At 54.9% G+C, this 23,959-nt stretch carries 19 protein-coding genes; 14 read left to right on the top strand and 5 right to left on the bottom strand.

The annotated features are described in order from the left end of the window. Nucleotides 1-28: 28 nt before the first annotated feature. The 8 genes from K1V27_RS03080 to K1V27_RS03045 all read left to right on the top strand — a co-directional run bounded on the left by K1V27_RS03080 (nucleotide 29) and on the right by K1V27_RS03045 (nucleotide 9,579). Entirely contained in the window at nucleotides 29-2,176 is a 2,148-nt protein-coding gene (locus tag K1V27_RS03080) for a VTT domain-containing protein (RefSeq protein WP_258928058.1), read from the top strand. 542 nt (nucleotides 2,177-2,718) lie between these two features. Beyond that, nucleotides 2,719-3,756, top strand: coding sequence for a 3-deoxy-7-phosphoheptulonate synthase (gene aroF / locus K1V27_RS03075; RefSeq protein ID WP_258928057.1), 1,038 nt, complete (start codon nucleotides 2,719-2,721; stop codon nucleotides 3,754-3,756). A gap of 143 nt (nucleotides 3,757-3,899) precedes the next feature. Beyond that, a complete protein-coding gene (locus K1V27_RS03070) occupies nucleotides 3,900-5,381 on the top strand; it encodes an anthranilate synthase component I family protein (protein ID WP_258928056.1) in 1,482 nt (493 codons plus the stop codon). A 25-nt stretch (nucleotides 5,382-5,406) separates the two neighbouring features. After that, complete coding sequence (locus K1V27_RS03065) at nucleotides 5,407-6,009, top strand: anthranilate synthase component II (RefSeq protein ID WP_258928055.1); 603 nt, start codon at nucleotides 5,407-5,409, stop codon at nucleotides 6,007-6,009. A 26-nt stretch (nucleotides 6,010-6,035) separates the two neighbouring features. Then, nucleotides 6,036-7,055, top strand: a complete 1,020-nt coding sequence (gene trpD, locus K1V27_RS03060) for an anthranilate phosphoribosyltransferase (protein ID WP_258928054.1) — start codon at nucleotides 6,036-6,038, stop codon at nucleotides 7,053-7,055. Between the two features lie 119 nt (nucleotides 7,056-7,174). Continuing rightward, nucleotides 7,175-7,981: an indole-3-glycerol phosphate synthase TrpC gene (trpC, locus tag K1V27_RS03055; RefSeq protein WP_258928053.1), complete on the top strand. Its 807-nt coding sequence runs from the start codon at nucleotides 7,175-7,177 to the stop codon at nucleotides 7,979-7,981. Further along, entirely contained in the window at nucleotides 7,968-8,690 is a 723-nt protein-coding gene (locus K1V27_RS03050) for a phosphoribosylanthranilate isomerase (protein WP_258928052.1), read from the top strand. The genes trpC and K1V27_RS03050 overlap by 14 nt, the downstream gene beginning before the upstream one ends. Nucleotides 8,691-9,033: 343 nt before the next feature. After that, a complete protein-coding gene (locus tag K1V27_RS03045) occupies nucleotides 9,034-9,579 on the top strand; it encodes an NUDIX hydrolase (protein WP_258928051.1) in 546 nt (181 codons plus the stop codon). 73 nt (nucleotides 9,580-9,652) lie between these two features. On the opposite strand, the gene K1V27_RS03040 is transcribed toward K1V27_RS03045, so the two are convergent. The 5 genes from K1V27_RS03040 to K1V27_RS03020 all read right to left on the bottom strand — a co-directional run bounded on the left by K1V27_RS03040 (nucleotide 9,653) and on the right by K1V27_RS03020 (nucleotide 16,692). Further along, complete coding sequence (locus K1V27_RS03040; protein ID WP_258928050.1) at nucleotides 9,653-10,363, bottom strand: TVP38/TMEM64 family protein; 711 nt, start codon at nucleotides 10,361-10,363, stop codon at nucleotides 9,653-9,655. 101 nt (nucleotides 10,364-10,464) lie between these two features. Continuing rightward, nucleotides 10,465-11,826, bottom strand: a complete 1,362-nt coding sequence (locus K1V27_RS03035; RefSeq protein ID WP_258928049.1) for a nicotinate phosphoribosyltransferase — start codon at nucleotides 11,824-11,826, stop codon at nucleotides 10,465-10,467. A gap of 72 nt (nucleotides 11,827-11,898) precedes the next feature. Next, nucleotides 11,899-14,451 (bottom strand): PEP/pyruvate-binding domain-containing protein, encoded by a 2,553-nt coding sequence (locus K1V27_RS03030; RefSeq protein ID WP_258928048.1) that lies wholly within the window; start codon nucleotides 14,449-14,451, stop codon nucleotides 11,899-11,901. A 353-nt stretch (nucleotides 14,452-14,804) separates the two neighbouring features. After that, nucleotides 14,805-15,377, bottom strand: a complete 573-nt coding sequence (locus K1V27_RS03025) for a hypothetical protein (RefSeq protein ID WP_258928047.1) — start codon at nucleotides 15,375-15,377, stop codon at nucleotides 14,805-14,807. Nucleotides 15,378-15,477: 100 nt separating this feature from the next. Beyond that, the gene (locus K1V27_RS03020) at nucleotides 15,478-16,692 is read right to left on the bottom strand and encodes a sulfite exporter TauE/SafE family protein (RefSeq protein WP_258928046.1); all 1,215 of its coding nucleotides are present in this window, start codon (nucleotides 16,690-16,692) and stop codon (nucleotides 15,478-15,480) included. 989 nt (nucleotides 16,693-17,681) lie between these two features. On the opposite strand from K1V27_RS03020, the gene K1V27_RS03015 reads away from it, so the two are divergent. From K1V27_RS03015 to K1V27_RS02990, 6 genes are all read left to right on the top strand, one after another. Then, nucleotides 17,682-18,083, top strand: coding sequence for a response regulator (locus K1V27_RS03015; protein WP_258928045.1), 402 nt, complete (start codon nucleotides 17,682-17,684; stop codon nucleotides 18,081-18,083). 175 nt (nucleotides 18,084-18,258) lie between these two features. Continuing rightward, on the top strand, nucleotides 18,259-20,340 hold the full coding sequence (locus tag K1V27_RS03010; RefSeq protein ID WP_258928044.1) for a molybdopterin-dependent oxidoreductase: 2,082 nt from the start codon (nucleotides 18,259-18,261) through the stop codon (nucleotides 20,338-20,340). A gap of 30 nt (nucleotides 20,341-20,370) precedes the next feature. Beyond that, nucleotides 20,371-20,874, top strand: coding sequence for a 4Fe-4S dicluster domain-containing protein (locus tag K1V27_RS03005; RefSeq protein WP_258928043.1), 504 nt, complete (start codon nucleotides 20,371-20,373; stop codon nucleotides 20,872-20,874). Nucleotides 20,875-20,947: 73 nt separating this feature from the next. Then, nucleotides 20,948-23,128, top strand: coding sequence for an FAD-dependent oxidoreductase (locus K1V27_RS03000; protein WP_258928042.1), 2,181 nt, complete (start codon nucleotides 20,948-20,950; stop codon nucleotides 23,126-23,128). A 49-nt stretch (nucleotides 23,129-23,177) separates the two neighbouring features. Beyond that, the gene (locus tag K1V27_RS02995; RefSeq protein ID WP_258928041.1) at nucleotides 23,178-23,390 is read left to right on the top strand and encodes a hypothetical protein; all 213 of its coding nucleotides are present in this window, start codon (nucleotides 23,178-23,180) and stop codon (nucleotides 23,388-23,390) included. 100 nt (nucleotides 23,391-23,490) lie between these two features. After that, a complete protein-coding gene (locus K1V27_RS02990) occupies nucleotides 23,491-23,940 on the top strand; it encodes a CBS domain-containing protein (protein ID WP_258928040.1) in 450 nt (149 codons plus the stop codon). Nucleotides 23,941-23,959: the final 19 nt, after the last annotated feature.

Raw genomic sequence — 23,959 nt, 5'->3', positions numbered from 1 at the left:
TGCCCAAGTCACCAAATGGCGGTGGACTGTGCCGAGTGAACCTGTTCTGAAGGAAGGCAGGAACTGCTGGCGCATCGCCCAGGCAGATCGTGTATCCTTTTTAGTCGATGCCGCATCCTATTTTTCGGCGTTCGTGGGAGCGCTAAAGCACGCCCAAAAATCCATTCTCATCGTTGGATGGGACATTGACAGCAGAGTTTCCCTGGTGCGCGGCGATGAAACCATGAAGCTGCCGAACCGTCTCGGAGACTTCCTTAATACAGTGGTATCTCGCGTCGATGGCCTGGAAGCGCATGTGCTCGCCTGGGATTTCGCCATGATTTATGCTCTGGAGCGTGAACCTCTGCCGATTTTTAAACTCGGTTTGAGTACTCACAGGAGACTGCATTTTCGACTGGATGGACGCCACCCGGTAGGCGCATCCCACCATCAGAAGATTGTGGTAGTGGATGACCGAGTCGCTTTCGTAGGCGGTATCGACCTGACCAGATTTCGCTGGGACACGCCGGAGCATGCAGCGGACGATCCCCGCAGGGTCGATGAGAGTGGCCGGAAGTACCGGCCGTTTCACGACGTGCAGATGGCGGTTTCGGGCAGAGTCGCTGCGGTTCTGGGAGATTTGCTGAGAGAGCGTTGGCTGCGGGCGACGGGGGAGCGGCTGAATGCTCCGCAGTTGGAGACGGAAACAGACTGTTGGCCGCCCGGTTTGCACCCTGACCTGAACGATGTGGCGGTAGCCGTTGCGCGCACGGAACCGGCTTATGAGGATTATTCCGAAGTCCGTGAGATAGAAGCTCTTTACTGCGATGCCATCGGTTCTGCACGGCGCTTTATCTATATTGAAAACCAATACCTCACTTCCAAGGTGGTGGGAGATGCTCTGGCCAAACGCCTGCAAGAGGAGGATGGCCCGGAAATTCTCATCATTCTTCCGGAAAAGAGCTCGGGGTGGCTCGAAGAGTCCACCATGGATGCTTTGCGGGCTCGTCTGCTCAAGCAGCTTCAGGAGAGCGACCGGTATGGTCGGTTGGGCGTTTATTTTCCGCATATGCCGGGTCTCGGCGAGGATTGCATCAATCTTCATTCCAAAGTGTTGGTGGTCGACAACAGGTTTGTGCGCATCGGGTCGTCAAATTTGAGCAATCGGTCCATGGGCTTTGATACGGAATGCGACCTGGCCATCGAAGCCGCTGGTGAGGAGCGGATTGAAAAGGCCGCAGGAGGTTTTCGCAACCGGCTGCTCGGCGAGCACCTCGGAACTTCAGCCGAAGCGGTCGCAGAAACAATCGCTGCAACCGGATCATTACTCCAGGCCGTCGATGAGTTAGCCGGGCAAGGACGTAGTCTGCGACCGCTGAACACAAAGGTGCCCGAATTCTTGCAGGATCTGATGGAAAGCGCCATATTGATCGATCCTGAAAAACCGGTCGATCCGGATCAGCTCATGCATCAGTATGTGCCCAAAGATGTTGGAAAAACCTGGAACCCTCGACTCATTGGCAGCATAATACTGCTGACGGCCCTGCTCGGCTTTGCGGCAGCCTGGCAGTGGACGTCCTTGAAGGACTGGCTGGATCTCGAGTCGATCATTGGGCTGGCAAAAACCATTCGAGAGGACCCGTTCGCTCCGCTGATCGTCATCGGCGTCTATATTGTGGGCGGTCTGGTGAGTTTCCCCGCGACCGTTCTGATTGTTGCCACTGCCATTACCTTTGGACCTTTGTATGGTTTTGTTTACGCCTTGCTGGGCTGCGTACTGAGTGCGGTGTGTGCGTTTGGAGTGGGGCATATGCTGGGAGGAGAGGTTTTGCGCAGGTTTGCCGGCAGGCGCATCAACCAGATCAGCCGCCAACTGGCCAATCGCGGACTCCTGGCCATTATGATCATACGCCTGGCGCCGGTGGCTCCCTTCACGGTGGTCAATATGGTGGCCGGTGCCTCCCACATCAAATTCTGGGATTTTACCTGGGGAACAGTCTTCGGCATGGCCCCCGGGCTTTTTGCGGTGACTCTTTTTGGCGATCGCCTGGAGTATGCAATGCGCAATCCGAGTCTCAAGAGCACGGCCCTGCTGGCCGGAATCATCATGGTTATTGTTGCGGCCAACCTAATGTTCCGCAAATGGCTCGCGAAACGGGATGATGCCGGTTTAAAAGATGATCACAAGGCCGGCTAGCGGTGTTTATTAAAGATAAATATTCAAAATAATTTCTTGACATGCGATTGGGTTTGTTGTTACAGAAAGACCGTGTTTATGGAAACTAGGAAAGGCAGTCATATGGACAGCGATCAATTTGCAGCGAAATGTTTCTGGTGCTGGTGGTGGAGCAAAGACCGGACGGGTGTGCCGAGGAGGTCTTAACGAGCTGACCATCAGCTGAATGGATATTAAAGGACCGTGGGCCACCTGGCCCCCGGTCCTTTGTTTTTGTAAAAGGGACCGTGGGGATTTGCCCCCCGGTCCTTTTTTTTTCAGGACTGACTTGGGAAGTGTCTGAGCGTAACGGCCTCACATCATCTCGGCACACTACCGCCAGGGCGACGGAGATCGGATGATGTGCGCGGTCACCGCATTCCAGGAGATAACAGCATGACTGAACAGTACTTTTGAGCCGTTCCTGAGCATATTTTCGACCGGTATCAGGTGGTGCGGAAACGGATTGCTCAGTGCGCCGTGGCGCATTTCATTGGAATCGACAAAAAATGAGGAGAACCAAAATGCTTGTGGTCATGAACAAGACGGCAACAGCGATGGAAATCAATGCGGTGGTTGCCGCCATCGAGGCAAAAGGTCTAACGGCCCGTCCTATTCCCGGAGGTCAAAGGGTCGCCATTGGCGTTTTGCACAACCAGGGTCACATCGACGCATCCCCCTTCCTGGGGTTGCCCGGAGTGAAGGAAGTGATTCCGGTTACGCGACCCTATAAGCTGGTCAGCCGAGAATTCCAGCCGGACGACAGCATCATTCGGGTCGGTGAGAATGCCATCGGCAACGGTCATCTGACTATCATTGCCGGCCCGTGCGCCATTGAAAGTGAACGGCAGGCTCTCACCATTGCGAGGCTGGTCAAGCAGTCGGGTGCTAAACTGTTCAGGGGCGGAGCATTCAAGCCGCGCACTTCTCCCTATGCATTCCAAGGGCTTGGAGAAGATGGCTTGAAAATCCTGGCACGAGTGCGGGATGCGACAGGCATGCCGGTGGTGACAGAAGCCATGGACCATGAACTGTTTGATTTGGTGGAAGAATATGCCGACGTGGTCCAGATAGGAACGCGCAACATGCAGAATTTCAGCCTGCTGCGCCGCGCCGGCCGTTCGGATAAAGCGATTCTGCTGAAGCGGGGGCTGTCAGCAACGATCGAGGAGTGGCTGATGGCGGCCGAATACATCATGGAGGCGGGCAATGCCAGGGTGATTCTGTGTGAAAGAGGGGTGCGCACGTTTGCCCATCACAGCCGCAATACCCTCGATCTTTCAGCGGTCCCGGTCGTTCAAAAGGAAAGCCATTTGCCGATCATTGTCGACCCGAGTCATGCGGCCGGGCGGCGTGACCAGGTCATTCCGCTGAGCCGGGCGGCCGTTGCGGTCGGAGCTCATGGGCTCATGGTGGAGGTGCACCATCAGCCGGAGACGGCCCTCAGTGACGGCGCTCAGTCCCTCTATCCGGAGCAGTTCACAGAGCTCTGCTCACAGGTGGCGCCAATTTTCAGGATATTTCGCCCTGACGGCATTGCCCCCGTCATCTCGATACCTTGATAGTCCTGGAAGTGCTATGGCTGCTTCAAACCCGACCACAACAAACGGTGAAAATCCAAGGCTTGCTTACCGAATGCACCGGCTGCTGCAGTTGTAAAATGCACCTGCAGTTGTTGCCTTCAATGTCCCTGGGAGATGAAACAATGAAGATCGCACGCTATCCGGAAAAGGAAGAGTTTTTTAGGCTGTCCGAACGGGGGAACCTGGTGCCCGTCTGCCTGGAAATTTTGGCGGATGCCGAGACTCCGGTCTCTGCCTTGGCGAAATTCTATCGAGGAGACGGGCCGCTGTTCCTGCTTGAAAGTATGGAGGGAGGAGAACGCTGGGGGAGGTACAGCTTCCTGGGTGCTTCCGCCCAGGGACAGATTCGTGTTTTCACAGACCGGGTGGAGGTCGACAATGGCTCTTCCACACAGCACCTGCCCCATCAAGGTGATCCCCTGGCAGTCCTGCGTTCTCTCATGGAAAAATACAAGCCGGTTTCTCTCCCCGGCCTCCCACGGTTCTGGGGCGGCATCGTGGGCTATCTGACCTACGAAATGGTTGCATTTTTTGAAGCCATTCCCAATCTGCTTCCGGAAGACAAGCCTTTGGCCCATTTCATTTTGCCGGATCAACTGCTGATTTTTGACAATGTGCGCCATACCATGACGCTGGTGGCCTATGCGTTTCTGGAGGGTAAGGACCCTGCGCAGGTTTACGAAGACTGCCTGAACCGCCTCGATAACATGCAGGCCATATTGAATCAACCAATTGCGATAGAGCAGCAGGCTTCGATCCCTCCCTGCAAGCTGAAGGCGCGGGTAGACCCCGAATCGTTTCGCTCTCAGGTCCGGCGAGTGAAAGACCATGTGGCTGCCGGCGACATCATACAGGCGGTCATCTCGCAACCCTTCGAATGCGCACCTCCCCCCGACCCCTGGTGGCTGTATCGCGGGCAGCGCTACATCAATCCATCCCCTTATCTCTTCTTTCTGCACCTGGGTGAGACAGTCCTGGTGGGGTCCTCGCCGGAAACGATGGTGCGCCTGGAAAATGGGGTGGCTACCCTACGCCCCATTGCGGGAACCAAACCGAGAGGCAAGAGCGAGCAGGAGGACAGGAAGTTGGCTGACGAACTTTTGCAGGATCCAAAGGAGAGGGCGGAGCACCTGATGCTCGTGGATCTGGGGCGAAACGACCTGGGCAGGGTGGCCGAGACCGGCACGGTGCAGGTGACCGACCTGATGATCGTGGAGCGTTATTCCCATGTGATGCATCTGGTTTCCAACATCTCCTGTGACCTGAAGACCGGCTGCGACGCCTGGGATCTGTTGCGGGCGACTTTCCCGGCAGGAACTCTGTCAGGGGCGCCCAAAGTCAGAGCCATGGAAATTATCGCCGCCATGGAAAAGGAGCCCCGGGGACCGTATGGCGGGGCGATTGGCTACTTCTCTTTCACCGGGAATATGGATCTTGCCATCACCATTCGCACGGCTTGCATCCAGGATGGAAAGCTTACCGTCAGGGCGGGAGCCGGAATAGTGGCGGATTCTGATCCCGAACGAGAACGGCAGGAAACCGTCAATAAAGCCATGGCCATCGATAGGGCGCTTCAATTGATCAGGGAAGCGGCCGATTCCTGAAAATTCACACAGCTTGGAGGTCATCATGATCGTCATGATTGATAACTATGATTCATTTACCTATAATCTTGTCCAATACTTACAGATGCTTGGGGCGGACGTGAAAGTGGTCCGCAACAACGTGGTTTCGGTGGATGACGTCAAATCATGGAAGCCCAGGGGAATTGTGATTTCCCCGGGACCCGGGGGACCTGAATCGGCCGGAATTTCCATTTCCCTGATTCAGGAATGTTCGGGCCACATTCCCATTCTGGGCGTTTGCCTCGGCCATCAGGCCATTGCGGTCGCCTTCGGGGGCAAAGTCATTCGCGCGCGGCACCTGATGCATGGCAAGGTCTCCACGGTCACAACGGATGGTGAGTCGTTGTACCAGGGAATCCGCTCTCCATTTCAAGCCATGCGTTATCATTCTCTGGCGGTTTCAAAGGAGCAGCTGCCGCCCTGTCTGCGAGTCACTGCACAGGCGGAAGATGGTGAGATCATGGGTATCAGGCACATGCATCATCCAACGGAGGGAATCCAGTTCCATCCCGAATCCATCATGACTCCGGTGGGAAAAAGATTGCTGAGGAACTTTTTGAATAAATCGAATGGCATGGGCAAAGACGAGAAGCATACTGTTGGGTAGTTGCCGGGAAAAGGAGAATTGAACCAATGATTCAGGAAGCGGTGAAGAAAATCAGCAAGAGGCAGGATTTGGATGAAGCTGAAATGGCCGAAGTGATGACCGAAATCATGTCGGGCAATGCCACCGACGCTCAAATTGGTGCTCTTATGGCTGCTCTTGCCACCAAGGGAGAGACTTTTTCGGAGTTGGCCGGGGCTGCCCGGGCCATGCGCCGCAAGGCGACCAGGATTCAGGCTTCGGCCGATACCGTGGTGGATACCTGTGGAACCGGCGGAGACAGAGCCCGCACTTTCAATATTTCTACGACTTCTGCTTTTGTTGTGGCAGGTTGCGGGGTTACCGTTGCCAAGCACGGCAACCGATCGGTTTCCAGTCAGTGTGGCAGCGCTGACTTACTCGAGGCTCTGGGCATGCATCTGGATGTGGTGCCGGAGGTGGTGGAAGAGGCTGTGCAGGAAATAGGCATAGGATTCCTGTTCGCTCCTCTGTTTCACGGAGCCATGCGGTATGCAGCCAAAGCGCGCAAAGAGGTGGGCATCCGTTCCATATTCAATATGCTTGGTCCGCTGACCAACCCGGCCGGAGCCAACTGCCAGCTGCTTGGCGTGTATGCTCCGGAATTGACGGAAATGTTTGCCGAAGCGCTGCGTTTGCTCGGCAGCCGCAGAGCCTTTGTTGTACATGGCCATGACGGATTGGACGAGATCACCATTTGTGCTCCCACGCGCGTGTCCGAATTGGCTGACGGTTTGATCAAGACTTACGATCTGACCCCCGATCAGCTGTTGGGAACAAGTGCGCAACCACAGGATCTCGAGGGGGGTGATCCCGTTCAGAATGCACAAATCACCCGGCAAATCCTTGCCGGGGAAAAGGGTCCCAAACGCGATGTGGTGGTGGTGAATGCGGCAGCCGCCCTCATTGCGGCGGGTGTTGCGGGAGACTTTGCCGACGGTGTTAAGCAGGCGGAAAACTCCATCGATTCGGGTTCAGCCGCGGCCAAACTCGACGCGCTGATCCAGTACACCAGGGACAATGCGCCTTGATGTTTCGCTGCCGCGCCTGAGGGGGTTAAACATGGCGCAGTGATCCTGATCGATGTCGTTATCCTTTAACGAACAGGTGGATTCATCCGCGTGAACTACCATGAGAATGTGAGCCCCATATGCAATCAGACTTTTTGACTACCATTCTGGAAAAGAAAAGAAAAGAAATCGAAGAGGCCCGAAAAAAAGTCCCGGCAAGGGAGCTACGCGCCAGAGCAGAAGAGCGCACCGTTCGGCGCTCTTTCTTTGGACATCTGCAAGCTCCCGGCACCCACGGAGCGAATATCATTGCCGAAATCAAGCGCGGCTCGCCTTCGCGTGGGAAAATACGCGAATCACTGGATCCCGCTCAATATGCGCGCCTTTATGAGGAGGGAGGGGCGGCCGCCATATCCGTTCTCACGGATCAGACCTTTTTCTTCGGCAGCTTTGAAGATCTGCGCAGGGCACGGGAAGCAACCCGACTTCCAGTTCTGCGAAAGGATTTTATCCTCTCGAGCTACCAGATCTATGAATCCTGCGCCCTGGGGGCCGATGCCGTGTTGCTGATCGTGAGGGCACTCGCTTCCGAACAGCTCAAAGACCATCTGCAGCTCTGCACAGAGCTTCAATTAGACGTTTTGGTAGAAGTTCACTCGGAAGCCGAGCTCGAGGGCGCGACCCGGGCGGGCGCCCGTCTGATAGGAATCAACAATCGCGACCTGACCAGCTTCAAAACAGACATCCAAACCTCAATGCGTATGGTGCGGCTGCTCCAAGCGGATCAGGTTGCGGTGGCAGAAAGCGGCATTCGTACTCGCAAACAAGTCGAGGAGCTTTTGCAGGCCGGCATATGGAACTTTCTCATTGGTGAGAGTCTGGTGCGGGCAGAAGATCCCTCCTTGTTTCTCAGAGAACTGTTGGGGCAAGCGGATGATACTCTCTGAAAACACTGCCGAACCGCGGTTCGGCGAGGCACCGCAAGTTAAGATATGTGGCCTGACTCATCCCGATCAGGCGCTGGCCTGTGCGGAGCTCGGTGCGGATGCCATCGGCTGCGTGTTCTACCCTCCCAGTCCCCGTTATGTGACTGATGAGCAGGCTGCGGAAATTTGCCGCCGGTTGCCCCAGCATGTCTGCACCGTTGGGGTGTTTGTCGACGAGACCTTTGTAACCATTATGCATAAAGTCGAGCACTGCGGATTACAGGCGGTGCAGTTGCATGGACGGGAAGATCCCGATTTAACGGATAAGTTGATGCTGGAGGGGCTCTTGGTGATCAAGGGACTTTATGTCAATAAGCAGCCTTCCATTGAAACGGCGGACTTGTATCGAGTGACAGCATACCTGGTGGAGTGCGCGGGCGGGGCGCTGCCCGGCGGCAATGCGCTGCAATGGGATTGGAGCTCGGCCGCGACGATCTGCCGGCGCAAACCGGTGATTTTGGCAGGAGGCTTGAACCCCGACAATGTAGCCCAGGCGATACGCTCGGCATTGCCGGCCGGCGTCGATGTCAGCTCGGGCGTCGAGGCCTTTGCCGGAATAAAGGATATAGACAAGGTAAGAACGTTCCTGGAAGCGGTCGCCAGGGTGAGCCTGCCGGGAAGCTGCTACAAGGTTTTCCCTGAAACCCGTGGCAAGTGCCTTGAGGTCTAGGTTCGAGACGTTTATGATAAAATTTTGCGGATCCACGCCATGAGCGCCGATTTGAACTTTTTTACGGTGCAAAGTTATTTGTCAGCCGCCCATGAACGCAGATCAGACAAGGCTTCTGGGTGCAGCTGTGGCGGCTGGTCGGGGTGACTCTACCCATCCTACCTCAAAGTGATTACGGGCAGTGCCGTAATGCCTAGGATCGGTAGAGCGAAGCGAAACTCATCAACAAGGCCTGCAAATGAGGAAAGGGGCTGAATGACATGCCTCATGATGTTGAGCGAGCGTCGGTTTGACGACGGAAAGAAAGAAGCTCTCAATCGGAAATTGCTTACAGGAAATCAGCATGAATTTTTGCAGTAAGTGCGGCGCTCAGGTGACCTTGCGCATTCCCCCGGAAGACGATCGGCCGCGCCATGTATGCGATCGCTGCGGCACCATCCATTATGAAAACCCGAAGATGGTGGTGGGCTGCATAGCGGAAAAGAACGGACAAATATTGCTCTGTCGCCGCGCGATACAGCCCGGATACGGTAAATGGACTCTGCCGGCCGGCTACATGGAAAACAATGAGACGGTTTATGAAGGCACCAGGCGCGAGGCGTGGGAAGAAGCCGGAGCAACAATCCAGGACCTGACGCCGTTTGCCCTTGTGAATCTGTCATTCATAAGCCAGGTCTATCTGATGTTTCGGGCTCGCCTGGTGAAAACCAATTTCACTTCGGGGGGAGAGAGTCTTGAAATTCGGCTGTTCGAGGAAGCGCACATTCCTTGGGATCAGCTGGCATTCCCGGTGATCCGCGAGACGTTAAGGCTTTATTGTGCCGACCGCCCACGGGGTGCATTCTCTTTTCACGTGTGCGACCTGCATGCTGACGGTCGAGTCGGTTGAACGCCCTGGCGTTCCGTGTGGTTCAATTTTACAGCTGAAGGGGCAAATTCTTCGGTTTCTAAGCGGAAGGCTGCTACACCGCCCTTTCCCCCTTGAACTTCTTGACGATGACGGGAATGAAGAGGGAAAAGATGAACAACCCAACAGAGACAAATACCCTGGTAGAAAGGATTTGCCCCCAATCCCCGGATGCCCAGATCTGCTTGAGAGTGCCGAAAAAGAACGCGATGACAAACGTTCCCACAACGATGCCCAGGGCGGTGCCGGCAAAATAATCCCAAAAGCGCACCTTGGTGATGCCCATGCCGAAGTTCATGGGAGTGAAAGGGAAATAAATCAACCGCAGATACAAAACCGTTGTAAACCCGTTTCGCTCGATGGCATCATCATATTTTTGCAGCCGGTCGCCGGCCAGGGATGCCGCAAATTCTCTGCCTAAGGTTCTGCCGATTAAGAAGGAAGCGCTCGCACCCAGCATTGCCCCCAGCCACACCCAGACAAATCCCCAGTACGGCCCGAATAGCGCGGCACCCAGGCCCGTCAGGAGACTTCCGGGAATAAACAGGCACACGCCCACTGCATAGATGAAGATAAAGGCTATCGGCGCCCATGCACCTGCGGCCTCCAACAATTGGCTCAAAGCCGCAACGGTGAAATGCTCCTTGACGGGGGAAAAACGCACCAAATAGACGGCAAACAGGATGAACGCGAGCAGTATGAAAGCCTTGATAAGAGACCCGGTGCTGCGTGATCCGGGTCGTGCGGGATTGCTTCTCGATTCCAATGTAAAGCCTCCTGCCATCACAACTGTTGTGCGGTGCGGATTTGCGAGGTGGGCACAGTTATCCCCCCTGGCAGCCTCACTGCAAGACGATTGTTGGTTTATCAGCTCTCCCCCAGTTCCTTTTGTCTGGTCTTCTGTACAACTTCCTCCTGCAGCTTCTGCAGGCCGGTTCCCAGTTCAACCGGGTACAAATTCGGCTTCTCGATGGCCTTGTAAGCGTCGTCGAAGGTGGCGAATTCGTCGCAAAAGCGATCCCGTATTTTCTCCAGAGGCTCCGGTGCATACAGCCTTTTCCCGCCCTGCATGACCATTTTCAACAAAGGATCCCCGGTGAGTACCTCATGACGCAGCCCAATGACGTCCTTCACGGTTCGGCTACCTTGTTTCAACCGGAATACCTGCTTTTTGCCCACGAGGGTCTTCTTGCCGCTGCTCAATTTCAAAACCGGTCGTCCATCGTATTCCACCAACTTATAGGCCATGTCGTTGTAGGGGGCATCAGCGGACACCCCCATTTTCGTCCCCACTCCAAAGGCGTCGATTTTACACCCCTCCCGGACATATCTCGCGATTTTGAATTCGTCGAAACCGCCGCTGGCGAAAATGCTGACCTTGTCCAGTCCCGCCTCATCTAAGATCTTGCGCACGTCTTGACTCAGCTGCGCCATATCCCCGCTGTCCAGTCGGACCCCCTGAAGCATCTCTCCCCGCTCGAGCATCTCTCTGCCCACAACAGCTGCTTTGCGCGCCCCTTCCAGGGTGTCATAGGTATCGATGAGCAGCACGGTGTTCTTGGGAAAGGTTGCGGCAAAGGCTCGGAAGGCGTCGATTTCTTCGTCAAAACTGGTGATGAAAGAATGCGCCATGGTGCCCGATGCCGGAATGTTGTAAATCTTTTCCGCCAAGACATTGCTCGATCCCGCAAATCCGGCAATGTAACTGGCTCTGGCCACTTTCAAGGCGGCATCGGTTCCCTGCGTGCGTCTCAATGAAAAGTCCACCAAACCCCGCCCGGCGGCCGCATGAAAACAGCGTGCCGCTTTGGAGGCAATGGCCACCTGCAAATTGATGGCGTTGATGATAAAGCTTTCCACCATCTGAGCTTCGATGATGGGCGCGGTGACCTCCAGCACCGGTTCATCCTTAAAAAACAGGTGCCCTTCGGGAATCGCATGGACATCGCCGGTGAAACGCATCCGGCTCAAGTAGTGGAGAAAGTCCTGGGAAAAACGCCCGGTCTTGTCCAGAAAATCGAGGTCTTCCCGAACGAACTGAAAGGATTCCAAGAACTCGATCACTTCCTCGAGTCCCGCGCTGACGAAGTAGCTGCGATTGGGAGCGTACTTGCGGATGAACAAACTGAAGGTTGCGGGGGCGAACATGGCATGTTTGTGATAGCCGGCGGCCATGGTCAGTTCGTACAAGTCCGTCAGAAGGACCAGTTCCCTTAAATGTGCGTGCATGAAATGCTCCTTTTCCGACCCAGGTAGTGCGCCTGTCGCTGCAAATCATCCGTGCCCATGCTAAACAATAAACTAATCATGGTGCTGCGGACTGGAATCTTTCTGCAGGAATTCTTCGATGAGCTCCTGCAGATGCCCGCGATCCTTAATCCTGATATCAAGCAGGCGGGTGTAACCCAGCAACCGGCCCAGCACCTGCAGTTTATTTTCTGACTCCTCCTGCGTTGATCTGCGCAAATCGGCTTCGATCCAATCCCCTTGCGGGTAGGTCTTGAATCCTGATGCCTGCAGGACTTGACTCAAAAATTGCACCCTCATGCGCCGCCCCTGCGAACCTCCGCCGCCCCCTTCAAAACGCATGGAGATGTAGTTTTTGTCGGCAACGTGACCGCAAACGCCGTCAATGACTACAAAATGATAGCCAAAGCGGATGTTGATATTCAGATAATCCTTCGAGACCAAGGCAAAGCTGGCCAGTAGCGTGGATTCGAAGTCCACAATCCCGGCGCTCACTCGATCGAACTCCTGCCAGTCGAAAGCGGGAGGCAGTGACGACCAGTCTATGCCGGAGTGGTTGAGACCTTGCCAGAGTGCTCGCAGACCGGGGTTGTTCAGATCCTCCACAGAGACCTGCTTCCTCTCTCCGGCTCTCTTGCGAATTCCATCGCCCAGGTCGAGTATATGCAGCGATACCGGGATAGCGGACTTGAGCTTCCGGGTCCCTCGAAACTTGCCGCGTCCTTCCTCTCCCAGCGAGAAGACCTCGGCAATAGCCTTTTCGTGCGCAAAACGGAGGATGTCATTGATGGTCCGGCAATTTTCCGGAGTGAAGGAGGCATCTCTTGGATCAGTTAAATTAAGCGGTGAAACGTGTTTGAGAATGCTCTGCAAGCGCTTCTGCACAGGACTTTCGAAATACCTGTTGGGGGGGGTGCAGTGTGCTTCACTCAATCCCCGCACTTCGCCGGCAAAAACTATTTGCCGATCGGCATCAACCGTTACCGTTTGGCCGTCACGCAAAACGCATGTGGCTTTTCCAGTGTTTACCAGGGTAGGTATCCGGTGTTCCCTGGCAACTGATCCCAAATGGCCGGCCACCGAGCCCACATCCGTGACTATGGCGGACAGCCTGGTGATCACCTGAGCAAATTCGGGAGAGGTGGTGGGTGCAACCAATACCGAACCCGTAGTCAGTTTCTGCAAATCCGAATCGGAAAGGATTTTTGCGACCTTTCCCGTTGCCTTCCCGGATGCCGCTTTTTCACCCTCGTGGAGGAGAATCTCGTTCGGCACCTCAATGGCAATATCCCGGCAGGCATCCGCCGTCGCTTCCGATTTTAGCGGACGTGTCTGCAGCAAATAGAGCTTTCCGTCAACATCCATGCACCACTCGACGTCCTGGGCGACTCCGAAATGGGATTCCAGCTTCACGCCCCATGCCGCCAAGTGCTTTGCCGATTCATCGTCCAGTGAGATACTGTGTGCTTCCGAAGGATCGAGCTCAATCAGTTCTATGCCCTTCCCATCCATCGCAAGTACCGCTTTATGCCTTTTTGTGCCCCGTTCCCTTTGCTTGATGGTGCGGCTGCTGTCTTTGAATATCTCGAATACATCCGGCGCTACACTTCCCTTCACCAGGGGGTCGGCCAGTCCCCAGACCGAATATATCTTGACACTGTCGGCTGCGGTCGAGAAAGGGTCCTGTGTATACAGGATGCCGCTCGCTCTGGCGTTTATCATCTGGATAACCAGTACGGCCATGGGGGTTTCTGAATCCAGCAAACCATTAATGATGCGGTATGAGAGGGCTCGCGCGGAATACTTGCCGGCGATCACTTCCTTGTAGGCTTCGACAAGATCCTCGGCAGCAACATTGAGAACAGAGCGGTATTGACCGGCAAAGGAGAATTCGGAATCCTCGGCGACGGCACTGCTGCGGAGAGCGAGAGGAATTGTGCGCGTGCCTACCAGACGGGCACAAAAAAAGGACATGGCCTCTTCAAGATCGGCAGGCAGCGCGGACTGCTTGATCATTGTCATGATTTTTTCAGACGTCGCCTTCATTGAGGAAGTCGATTCAACGTTGAGTTCAGCAAGCAGTTTATCGATTTCGGGTTCGAGCCGGTTGAACTTGATGAAGTCCTGAAAGGCGCGCGCTGTCACGACAAATCCCGCTGGAATGGGCAGTTGTAAATTCCTTGAAACGGCGGCAAGATTCGCCGCCTTGCCGCCGACCATCTTTTCGGAGTGATCGGGTATTTCATCCAGCAGCAGCACCTGGGGCATTGACCGGTCATACCCAGCCGCGGCCAGTGCACAATGAATCGCCTGGTCGATGTGCTGAAAGATGTCGGTCAAGGCCTCATAGCGGCTCGGTGCCAGGGTGCGAAGTTCTTCGATCATTGCTGAGATCGCGTGGGATAGTTGCAGGTAAGTTTTCCTGACGAAGCAGAAATCAACCCGCTCCTCCTCATCGCGCACTTGTTCGAGCCGTGCCATGAGGCTGTGGCCCAGACTGTCGAATTCCAGAAGTGACCGAAACGCCTGATATTTTTTGCGTACGAGATGGTCCGGAGTAAAGGTTCGGGAAAAAATGTGCCGTAGTCTCTCAATCAGAGGCATCATCTGGATTCCTCACTTAACCTCGCACAAACTGGGAAATTGATGCAAATATACCGCACAACGGCAGCAAAGATTGTAGCATGTCGTGAGCAAGAACGCTGGATTTACTGTTCACCAAGAGTATCATTTTTGGCCGGCGCAGCCTGAAGCGACACGCCTTGGGCATGTGCAGGTAGCTTTCGATCGCCAGAGGAAAGGGAATTCTCGTGCTGCTTTCCCGTCTTGTTTAGGCTCCTGGATTCGGTTCAGATTCGAAAGCCCGCGGGGGGATTAGAGGCATGCTGAAGGGGTCTTGCCAACTGCGGCCCCTCGGTGGCACCAGAGGCATGGACCCGACTCAGCCATGTCGTCGGAGACTATGCTTCGGATGTTTTTCCGGCGGTGTTCGCATGCAGATCGAGAGTTTTTTGAATGTGTCTGAAATAGGGCAAGTAACCCCTTATGTTTTTGAACACAATGCGTGCCAGAATATAAAGCAGAATAAAAATTGTAATGTATTGTGTCGAAGACCAGAGGATGGAAAGAGGGTAGGCAAGTTGGAATTCAACGCCTAAAAAGCGGCTCTGCATCCACGAGAGTGCAAAGGGCACCGGCCACAAACAGGCGGCGCTGTAGGCGATCATGTTGAAGAAATATTTGCCAAACACATCATTTGCCTGTTTGTTGCAAGCCTTGTAGCCTTGCTGATCCTTAAGCTGCAGGGCCGCCATGGAAAGCTGGTGCTGTTTGGTGAGCTCATCCTCCATAGTTTCGATGTGCCGCCGGTTGAAGCGCAGGGCGAGAGAGACGGTGAATTCTCCCAGCACTACAGTGATCATGGCCAGAAGAAAGGTGCCCAGCAGGAAATTGACCATGGCATCTGCGGTCATTCGATACAAACTGATCAGATAGTGATCTAGAAACGTGGGAATGCTGCTAAAAAATTCCATCTTGAAAACACCTCACCAAAAAAACTGCCAGGCCGCGGGCACACTCCCTGCCCGCAGCCTCTGCCCTTTACACAGTCCGTTCAACCTGCCGGTACCCGGATTAATACGGCGGCACCCAACTGACTCCGAAGAAGCCTTTGGAGAAGTAGCGAAGGCCGGTATAAACCGCCAGGACAATGAAAAGAATTTTCAACCCCTTTTCCGGGATGTACTTGGAAGTGCGTGGTCCGATCATGGAGCCGACAAATATTCCCACCAGTTCCACTCCGACGAGGCTCCAGCTGACCATGGCTCCAGCCATCATGTAATTGAAAATACTGGTGATCATAGAGATCAAAACGGTCAAGGCGGAAGTTCCCGCCACAATGTACATGGGCAGACCGGTCACGCTGGTAAGAAATGGCACGTACAGAAATCCGCCGCCCACACCGATGAATGAAGAGATGGCTGCAATTCCGATTCCGCCGAGGAACGGCCAGATCGGGTTAAATTTGAACTCGACGCCGAAGAATGAAAAAGTGATCTGGCTCAGGCTGAACCTGCTGACCTTCACACCCATAGCCGCGATCTCCGCCTCACTCTTTTTCTCTTTGATGCTCTGTTCGAATGCCCGGGCTGCTGCTTTTGCCTCTTTCTTGCTCTTGGCTCCCGCAGGAGTCATCTCATAGGTGAGGAAGCCGCCCAATACCAAAACGATCAAGCCGAACCAGCCCTGATACTGGCTGAGCTTGATTTTTCCGGCGGTCAGCCAGGGTATGGCGGTGGCACCCACTACTGATCCCAAACCCAGAGCAATACCCAGAGGCAATACGATACGCCCCAACTTGTAATAGTTCAATGTCGATATGGCGGCGCTCAAACCCACCAGATATTGATTGGATACGCGGATACTGTCGGTGATGAGCTTGTTCAGAAAGGGCGAGGATTGCTTGAAAGTGCGGGCATAATCGCCCAGGCCGAAAACCGTCAGATGCCCTACACCCGCCATAATTCCACCGAAAGCTCCCACCGTCGAAAAGATCCAGCCGACCCATACCGCCCAGAAAAAGCCGAGGACGATTCCCGGTGAAGGAGCGCCGGGGATGCCGAGGTAACCGGGGGCGGCGTCAGCCGGCAACGTTCCGTCAGCCTTGCCCCGTTCGATCGCTTCCGCCAATGACTTGACCTCTTTTACAGGGGCTTTTTCCGCAATCTGTGCCGGAGATGCCTGAGCAGGTGGAGGCGGGGTGACAGCCTGAGGCGCCGGCTTGGGTGCCTGCTGCGGTGCACTGCCCGGAGCGGCCTGTTCCGTTGTCTGTTCTTGTGTCTGAGCCATAGTTGCCGGTGCAACCGCCCACGACAAAAACCAAGCAGTTAAAATAAAAATAGCAACTAGGAATCCAAATTTCATTCGCATAAATAATCTCCTCTTACGGGAATTCTAAAGTTTTGAACTTATATTTCAACCGCTTCATATTCAGGATGGCCCAACGTCTGGACGAAATCACCAATGGGCTCACCGTTGACTCAATTCACCTCCTTTCAAGTGATTATTCTTTTGCGAAGCTGCCAAGCGGTTAATACGAAATGCGGGAAGTTACTTGAGCAAACTTTATGCCAGCACATTCACGTGCTCCATTTGCCTCGTCGGTCATCCGAGCAACGCAGACGCTCATCCATGTTCGAGCAACATCTCAGTGTTGCTTGTGCAACCAGGCGTAGTCCAACCATGCCGTGTCCGCGGTGTGTTCGGCGAAAATACGATATTGCCTGTACGCCCCAATATTCTCGAGGAATAACCGGGAGCTTGCCCGAGAAGGGGAAATTATTCTCCCCCTTGACGGCGATAAATTGGGCTAAAGGTTGAATTGTCCATGACTTACATCATCACCCTCAAGGCGGAGGGAGTCCTCGGACAAGCTCCCGGGGGAACCCCCCTTGAAGTACTCCACCAATTTTCGGAGACCAAGTGATTTTAGGTGCAACAAAACCTTGCACCAATGATAGGCTAATAAATTTACTATGTGTAAAAACAATATATTGCACGGGAGAACTAAAAAATTTGCAGTGCAAAAAAATTATTGCACCATGTTCGTCACAGCGCTGCATACCGCGAGAATCTAGCGGTGCTGAAAGTGGCTGCATCGATATATTCCAGCGGCGCCCCTGGCTGGGTAGGAAACGACGCGCCCCTTTGTCCCTGCGGAAGTTGATCGGGGTTATGGCTCTTTGCCCGGCGGTGAGGAAAGCTGCACCGGCAATTAGCGCCGCAGGGTGCGGTTCATGGGTGGTATAGAAATTGCTTTCCAAGAAGCCGCGGCAAACATGGCGAAACCACTCCCTATGACGATCGAGGACAGTGCGATGGGGCTCATTTTAGTAGTCGATGATGAAAAGGATGCAGGCCGACTCATGGAGCGTGTGTTATCCACTTCGGGGCATAAAGTTTGCGCCATAGCTGATCCCGACGAAGCAATAACGTGGCTGCAGCAGAATACTCCTGATCTTGTGCTGCTCGACGTCAAGCTCAAAGGCAGGAGCGGCATAAGCGTTCTGGAGTATCTGCACGGCCATGAAATTCAGACGAAAGTGGTGATGGTGACCGGGTATTCATCGCCGGAAACCAGGAACAAGGCGCGCCAGTTAGGGGTCCAGGAGTATTTGAGCAAACCCGTTGAAATTGACGAGTTGGAGAGTCGTATCAACAAGCTGCTTGAAGCTGGGTGAGGCGGGATATTGCCAACGGCGTACTGAAACGTTGTCCAGTTGCTCGTTTAATCCGGAGATTGCGTCATAAGTTGCGAGAGTTTATAGAAAAATCTGTTTAAATGAGTTATCGTGAAGTCACCATCAAGGGAGATAACAATTCAACATAGGTTCTTGGGCAAGTTGGAGGAAGCTAATGCAGAAAGAAACTTACAGTCTTTGTTTTATGTGTTCAGTGCGCTGCCCCATTCGCGTGGTTACAGAAAATGGTCAGGTCAGGTGGATAGAGGGCAATCCGCATGTGGCAGGGATGGAGGGCAGTCTTTGCCCGCGCGGATCTGCCGGGATTGCCTTGCTCAATGATTCGGAACGACTGCAGACTCCGCTGATTCGTACCGGGCCCCGCGGTTCGGGCAAATGGCGGCAAGCCGACTGGGACGAAGCACTCGACATGGTGGGTGAAAAGCTCAGGGAAATCATCGACCAGTACGGCGGGCACAGTGTTGTTTTGGGCGAACGGACCAATTTGAGTACGCATGTCAGCAAGACTTTTCTGAAGGCCATCAAGTCGCCCAATCACTTCACCCACGATGCGTTGTGCAAGGGGTCAGTCAACACCGCCTGCCGATCCCTTTTCGGCTACACCGATGCGCAATTGGGCATCGACTACAAGAACACCAAGCAGCTGATTCTTTATGGGCGAAACATCTTTGAGGCCATCGAAGTTAAGGTTGCCAACGCAGTGACTGAGGCACTGGATAAGGGGGCGAAGCTCACTTACATCGATCCGCGTGTCAGCGTAACGGCCACTAAGGCCAACCGTTACTGGATGATTCGCCCGGGAACCGACCTTGCCCTGAATTACGCCCTCATCCATGTCATCCTCAAGGAGCGGCTTTACGATGCCGGCTATGTGGAGCGCTGGGTGGACGGGCTGCACCGGCTGCAGGATTTTGTGCGCCCCTACACGCCCGAATGGGCAGAGCAGGAGACGGGTATCCCGGCGGAGGAGATTGTAGATTTCGCCAGGGAAGTGAGCAAGGATAAGCCTTCCGTCGTGTTCCACATGGGGTATCGCGGCGCCAGTCACACTGATGAGATCTATCTCAGACGCTCCATTCTCATTCTCAATGTGCTCATGGGCAGCATAGAAGCCAAGGGCGGCTACTTTATCAAGAAGGGGCCGGGAGAAGTAGGAGCCAAACCCGCGCGCAAGCTCACCGAACAGGATCTGCCCAAAGTCCAAGTCGCGAGATTCGATAAGGTGGGAACGCCGGATTTCCCATTGCCCGACCCCAACCACGGTGTCGGACAGATGCTTCCGTTCGCCATTTTGAACGAAGATCCGTATCCCATCAAAGCAATGATCGCCAACCGCTTCGATCCGCTGATGTCCATCCCGGACACCAATCTCACCAAGCAGGCTCTGGATAAGCTGGATCTTATCGTGACCATCGATATCAACTTCAGTGACATCGCCTGGTATTCGGATGTCATTCTGCCCGAATCCATTTATCTCGAGCGGACGGACTGCGTGCAGCAGGCGAATGGACTGAAGCCCCAAATGTTTCTGCGCAAGCAGGTTATTCCACCGCGCTATGACACCCGACCGGCGTCCATCATCCTCAAACAGATTGCCGAACGTTTGGGGGTCGCCCAGTACTTCCCGTACGAAACCATGGAAGATCTGGTCAGGTGGCAATTGGAAGGCACCGGCTTCACCCTGGAGGACTTTGACGAGAAGGGATTTGTCGCCTACACGGACAAACAGATTCTGTGGGACCGCCAGGATGGGATCAAGTTCAAAACCCCTTCCAAGAAGATCGAATTGGTCTCCTCCTTGCTCGAAAATTCCGGATTCGAGTCATTCCCTGCCTACCAATCCAAGATTTCGCCCGAAGACAAGTTCCGTTTGACCATGGGGCGGTGCGCTCTGCACACCCATGTATCAACCCAGAACAATCCGTATTTGAGTGAAATCGTACCGGAAAACGTGTTGTGGATCAACACCCGCAGGGCGGCCCAGCTGGGTATCTCAGACGGTGCGCTGGTGGAAGTGACGTCCAGTCGCGGGGCCGGCAAGATCAGGGCATATGTCACGGACTTCATTCACCCTGAAGCGGTCTTCATGCTGCATGGTTTCGGCCATGAAGCCCAGGCTGCAACCCGCTGCTTCAACAGGGGAGTATCCGACAGCCTGCTGTTGGAAAATATCAGTGATACGGTGGGTGGAAGTCCCGCACTGCACGATACCTTTGTTGCCCTAAAGTGTGCTTAACGCAACCATTCTCAGACGGAGAAGTCGCTAATGAGTAACTATTATCTGTTTCAGGACGTAAAGAAATGCATCGGCTGCCACAGCTGCGAAGTAGCCTGCAAAAGCAACAAGAACCTGCCTGTGGGTCCCAAGATTTGTCAGATCGTTACGGTGGGCCCCAAATTTGTGGGGAAGCTGCCCAAGACCTCCTATACCTTCATGCCCTGCTTCCACTGTGAAAATCCGTGGTGCGTGGCGGCTTGCCCCACCGGGGCGATGCAGAAACGCCCCAGAGACGGCATTGTCTTTGTGGATGAAAATCTCTGTGTAGGCTGCAAAACGTGCATGTCTGCCTGCCCGTGGGGAGCGCCCCAGTGGAATCCGGAAACCGGCAAGGTGGTCAAGTGCGATCACTGTAAAGATCGCGTCGACGCCGGATTGAAGCCGGCCTGCGTGACCGTGTGTACGACCCACTGCCTGCATTTTGGAAAACCGGAAGAGATCCCGCAGGTGAGACGGGAGCGCTACGCCAAAGCCATGTCGGCTTTGGAGTAGGGGGGCCGATCTCCCATTGCGGGTGCCGGATATCTGATACCGATTAACGAAATCCCGAGAGGAATCAAAATTCATGGCGAGTCCCATTTGTGAAGTCACCAGGACCATAAAAAGTGTAGCGGAGATGCTTTCCTCCGGGCGACTCACCTATCCGCGTTGCAGGCATCGAGCTGAAGAGCTTTTAAAGCTGTTGGAAGACGTTTCCTGGGGAAGAGGGGGAGCCGAGCACTACACGGCCATGGAAACCCTCGCCAGGACGTTGGTGGACGAGGGGCCGGATGAGGCCTGCGTGGAGGCCGGGAGTACTGTTCTCTCGGCTCTGCACGACCATCGCGAGGTCTTTGCGAGCCACATCGAAACGCACATCTGCCCCACGGGAGAATGTGTCAAACTGGCCCCGGCGCCTTGTCAGATCGCTTGCCCTGCAGGGATCGATGTTCCCAGTTATGTGACTTTGATCGGTTTGGGGCGGGATGCCGAGGCGGTCGAGCTGATCCGCGAAGACAATCCGTTCCCCTGGGTTTGCGGCCTGGTCTGCACGAATCCGTGTGAATTCATGTGTGTTCGGGGACGTATGGATAAGCCCATATCCATCAAGTATCTGAAAGGATTTGCAGCGGAACGGGCCATGTCTGAAATGCGCTATAAAAATCCGTCGAAAGCTCCGGACAACGGGCGCAAGGTGTGCATCATCGGTGCCGGCCCAGCCGGAATGACGGCAGCCTATTATCTCGCGCTGAAAGGCTATCGAGTCACCATCATTGAGGCGCTGCCCGTTCCGGGGGGGATGATGATGGTCGGCATTCCCCGTTATCGACTGCCGCGTGAAGTGATTGATCGTGAAGCGGGGGCCATCGAGGAGTTGGGCGTCGAGTTCCGCTACAACACCAAACTGGGGCAGGATGTGACTTTCGAGGAACTCAGGCGGGAGGGTTTCGAAGCGTTCCTCATTGCTGTCGGCGCCCACGACGCCTACAAGCTCATGGTGCCGGGTGAAGAGGACTATCCGCAAGTGATTGATGCCATAGGGTTTCTGCGCCGTGTGGCGCTGGGCGACCGACATGCTCCGGGCAAGAAGGTTGCCGTTGTTGGCGGGGGCAATGTTGCCATCGATGCTGCGCGCACCTGTATCCGGCTGGGTTGTGAATCGGTTACCATCGTCTATCGCAGAACCCGCTCGGAGATGCCGGCTCATGAGGAGGAAGTCACACAGGCGGAGGAAGAGGGAGTCAATCTCGTCTTTCTGACGGTGCCCGTTGCGGTTAAAGGGGATCAGGACGGCATCACAGGACTCCAGTGCCTGCGAGCCGAACTGGGTCAGCCCGATGAAAAAGGCAGAAGACGCCCGGTGCCGATCGAGGGCAGCGAACACCTGCTTGAAGTCGATGCAGTCATATCCGCCATCGGTCAAACGGTCGACAACGTGGGACTCACGGACCTGGAGGATCTCAAGTGGTCCAAGCGCAACACCATAGCGACCAACACCGTGACCATGGAGACTTCTGTTGCGGGAGTTTTCGCTGCGGGAGACGTGGTTTCCGGTCCTGCTACGGTGGTTGAGGCCATCGGCGGGGGGAAGAAGGCTGCCGAAGCGATCGACCGCTATCTGCACGGGATTCCACAACCCCAAATGCCTCCGGTTCCGGTTCGCAGACGTCGCCTCGAGTGCATCGAAATGCCTGCGTCGACAAAAATGAGCCTGACTCGACCGGAAATGCCCTTCCTCAATACGGACCGAAGACGTATCACCTTTCAGCAGGTGGAGTTGGGCTATCCCGAGAACGCCGTCAGAGAGGAAGCCAGGCGTTGCCTGCGGTGCGATATCTGCAGACGCTGCGGACGCTGTGTCGAAATCTGCCGTGACATGATGGGAGTGAACGCCCTGCAGCTCGGCTATCTCGATTTCGATCACCCAGTGCCCACCGATTTGCGCTCCACTGCCGAACGGTGCATCGCGTGCGGAGCCTGTGCGGCCAACTGCCCTAATGAAGCCATGATCGTACGCGACCAAGATGGGGAACGCTGTGTCATGCTCTGCGGGACCGTGCTCAACCGCTTGAAGCTCGAATATTGCCAGCAATGTGGAGTCCCGGTCGGCCCCGCAAGGTATCACGATTATATAACCAAGAGGATCAAAAGCGTTGGACCCACCGCCGGTGATTTGACTCTGTGCGTCGCATGCGCTAGAAAGTTGGCAGCCGAGCGACATTCAGAGATTTCGCCGCCTGCTTCGACAAGAAAGCCGGCAGATTAGCCGGCGCGCGGGTGGAAACGTGTTTTGAGACCATCAGGAGGGCAGCAAGATGAGCTTTCGCAGGGGCCAAAAAGTGGTTGTCTTCAGACCATCGGAGGATGAAAGCTGGCAGGACTATATGAATCAGTACATCGGCATGCACGGAATTATTACTGATCCGGACATCTCCAAAAATGATCCCGACGCGCTGATCGAAGTCAGCCTCGACGAAAAAGGAACACACCGCTTCCCACAGGACTGTCTGCGCCCTCTTGAGGAGTGAGGAGGATGCGATCCTGCATTGAAAAGTTCGGTTACAGCGCCCGGTGGGTCGACGGCATGGCCCTTGATAGCGGCGGTGGAACACCACAGATGAGGCTTTGATGCGACTGCAGGATTTGCCTGATGCCGGCGGAATGTCCGTTCACTTTGTATCGGGGGATCTCAGCGTCGAGGAGGCAATCGATCTGATGGCGCAGAGCAGAGCCGGTGCCTTGATCATCGCCCACCAAGATCAACCGGTTGGAATCTTTACGGAACGCGATGTCATGCGCTGTCATGCCCATTATCGGGGCCGGCCGATTTCCCAGGTGATGGTGCGTCAGGTCATGACCAATCGGCTGTTCGTTGCCGAATCCACTGAAAAAGTCAGTGAAGCTCTGAGCACAATGCTGCAGATGGATATCCGCCACCTGCCGGTTGTCGAGGGAGGCCGAATCACCCGCATCATTCCCCTCCGGGAGATAGTGCAGCACCATGTGGCTTCACTGAATGCCGAACTGCGATATCTTCACGACTACCTTGCCGACCTGCAGGAAGCAGGACAGGATTAGACATCATGGGAGATCAATA

This window comes from Desulfoferrobacter suflitae (assembly GCF_022603395.1).
GTDB lineage: Bacteria > Desulfobacterota > Syntrophobacteria > Syntrophobacterales > Syntrophobacteraceae > Desulfoferrobacter > Desulfoferrobacter suflitae.
This window is presented reverse-complemented; position numbering and strand designations above follow the sequence as displayed.

Excerpts from the sequence above, each read along its gene's own strand:
- K1V27_RS02990 (WP_258928040.1), top strand. The coding sequence starts at position 23,491 with ATGCGACTGCAGGATTTGCCTGATGCCGGCGGAATGTCCGTTCACTTT.
- K1V27_RS03035 (WP_258928049.1), bottom strand. The coding sequence starts at position 11,826 with ATGCACGCACATTTAAGGGAACTGGTCCTTCTGACGGACTTGTACGAA.
- trpC (WP_258928053.1), top strand. The coding sequence starts at position 7,175 with ATGCAATCAGACTTTTTGACTACCATTCTGGAAAAGAAAAGAAAAGAA.
- K1V27_RS03020 (WP_258928046.1), bottom strand. The coding sequence starts at position 16,692 with ATGGCTCAGACACAAGAACAGACAACGGAACAGGCCGCTCCGGGCAGT.
- K1V27_RS03025 (WP_258928047.1), bottom strand. The coding sequence starts at position 15,377 with ATGGAATTTTTTAGCAGCATTCCCACGTTTCTAGATCACTATCTGATC.
- K1V27_RS03000 (WP_258928042.1), top strand. The coding sequence starts at position 20,948 with ATGGCGAGTCCCATTTGTGAAGTCACCAGGACCATAAAAAGTGTAGCG.
- K1V27_RS03010 (WP_258928044.1), top strand. The coding sequence starts at position 18,259 with ATGCAGAAAGAAACTTACAGTCTTTGTTTTATGTGTTCAGTGCGCTGC.
- aroF (WP_258928057.1), top strand. The coding sequence starts at position 2,719 with ATGCTTGTGGTCATGAACAAGACGGCAACAGCGATGGAAATCAATGCG.
- K1V27_RS03030 (WP_258928048.1), bottom strand. The coding sequence starts at position 14,451 with ATGATGCCTCTGATTGAGAGACTACGGCACATTTTTTCCCGAACCTTT.
- K1V27_RS03045 (WP_258928051.1), top strand. The coding sequence starts at position 9,034 with ATGAATTTTTGCAGTAAGTGCGGCGCTCAGGTGACCTTGCGCATTCCC.
- K1V27_RS03070 (WP_258928056.1), top strand. The coding sequence starts at position 3,900 with ATGAAGATCGCACGCTATCCGGAAAAGGAAGAGTTTTTTAGGCTGTCC.
- K1V27_RS03050 (WP_258928052.1), top strand. The coding sequence starts at position 7,968 with ATGATACTCTCTGAAAACACTGCCGAACCGCGGTTCGGCGAGGCACCG.
- K1V27_RS02995 (WP_258928041.1), top strand. The coding sequence starts at position 23,178 with ATGAGCTTTCGCAGGGGCCAAAAAGTGGTTGTCTTCAGACCATCGGAG.
- K1V27_RS03065 (WP_258928055.1), top strand. The coding sequence starts at position 5,407 with ATGATCGTCATGATTGATAACTATGATTCATTTACCTATAATCTTGTC.
- trpD (WP_258928054.1), top strand. The coding sequence starts at position 6,036 with ATGATTCAGGAAGCGGTGAAGAAAATCAGCAAGAGGCAGGATTTGGAT.
- K1V27_RS03005 (WP_258928043.1), top strand. The coding sequence starts at position 20,371 with ATGAGTAACTATTATCTGTTTCAGGACGTAAAGAAATGCATCGGCTGC.
- K1V27_RS03015 (WP_258928045.1), top strand. The coding sequence starts at position 17,682 with ATGGCGAAACCACTCCCTATGACGATCGAGGACAGTGCGATGGGGCTC.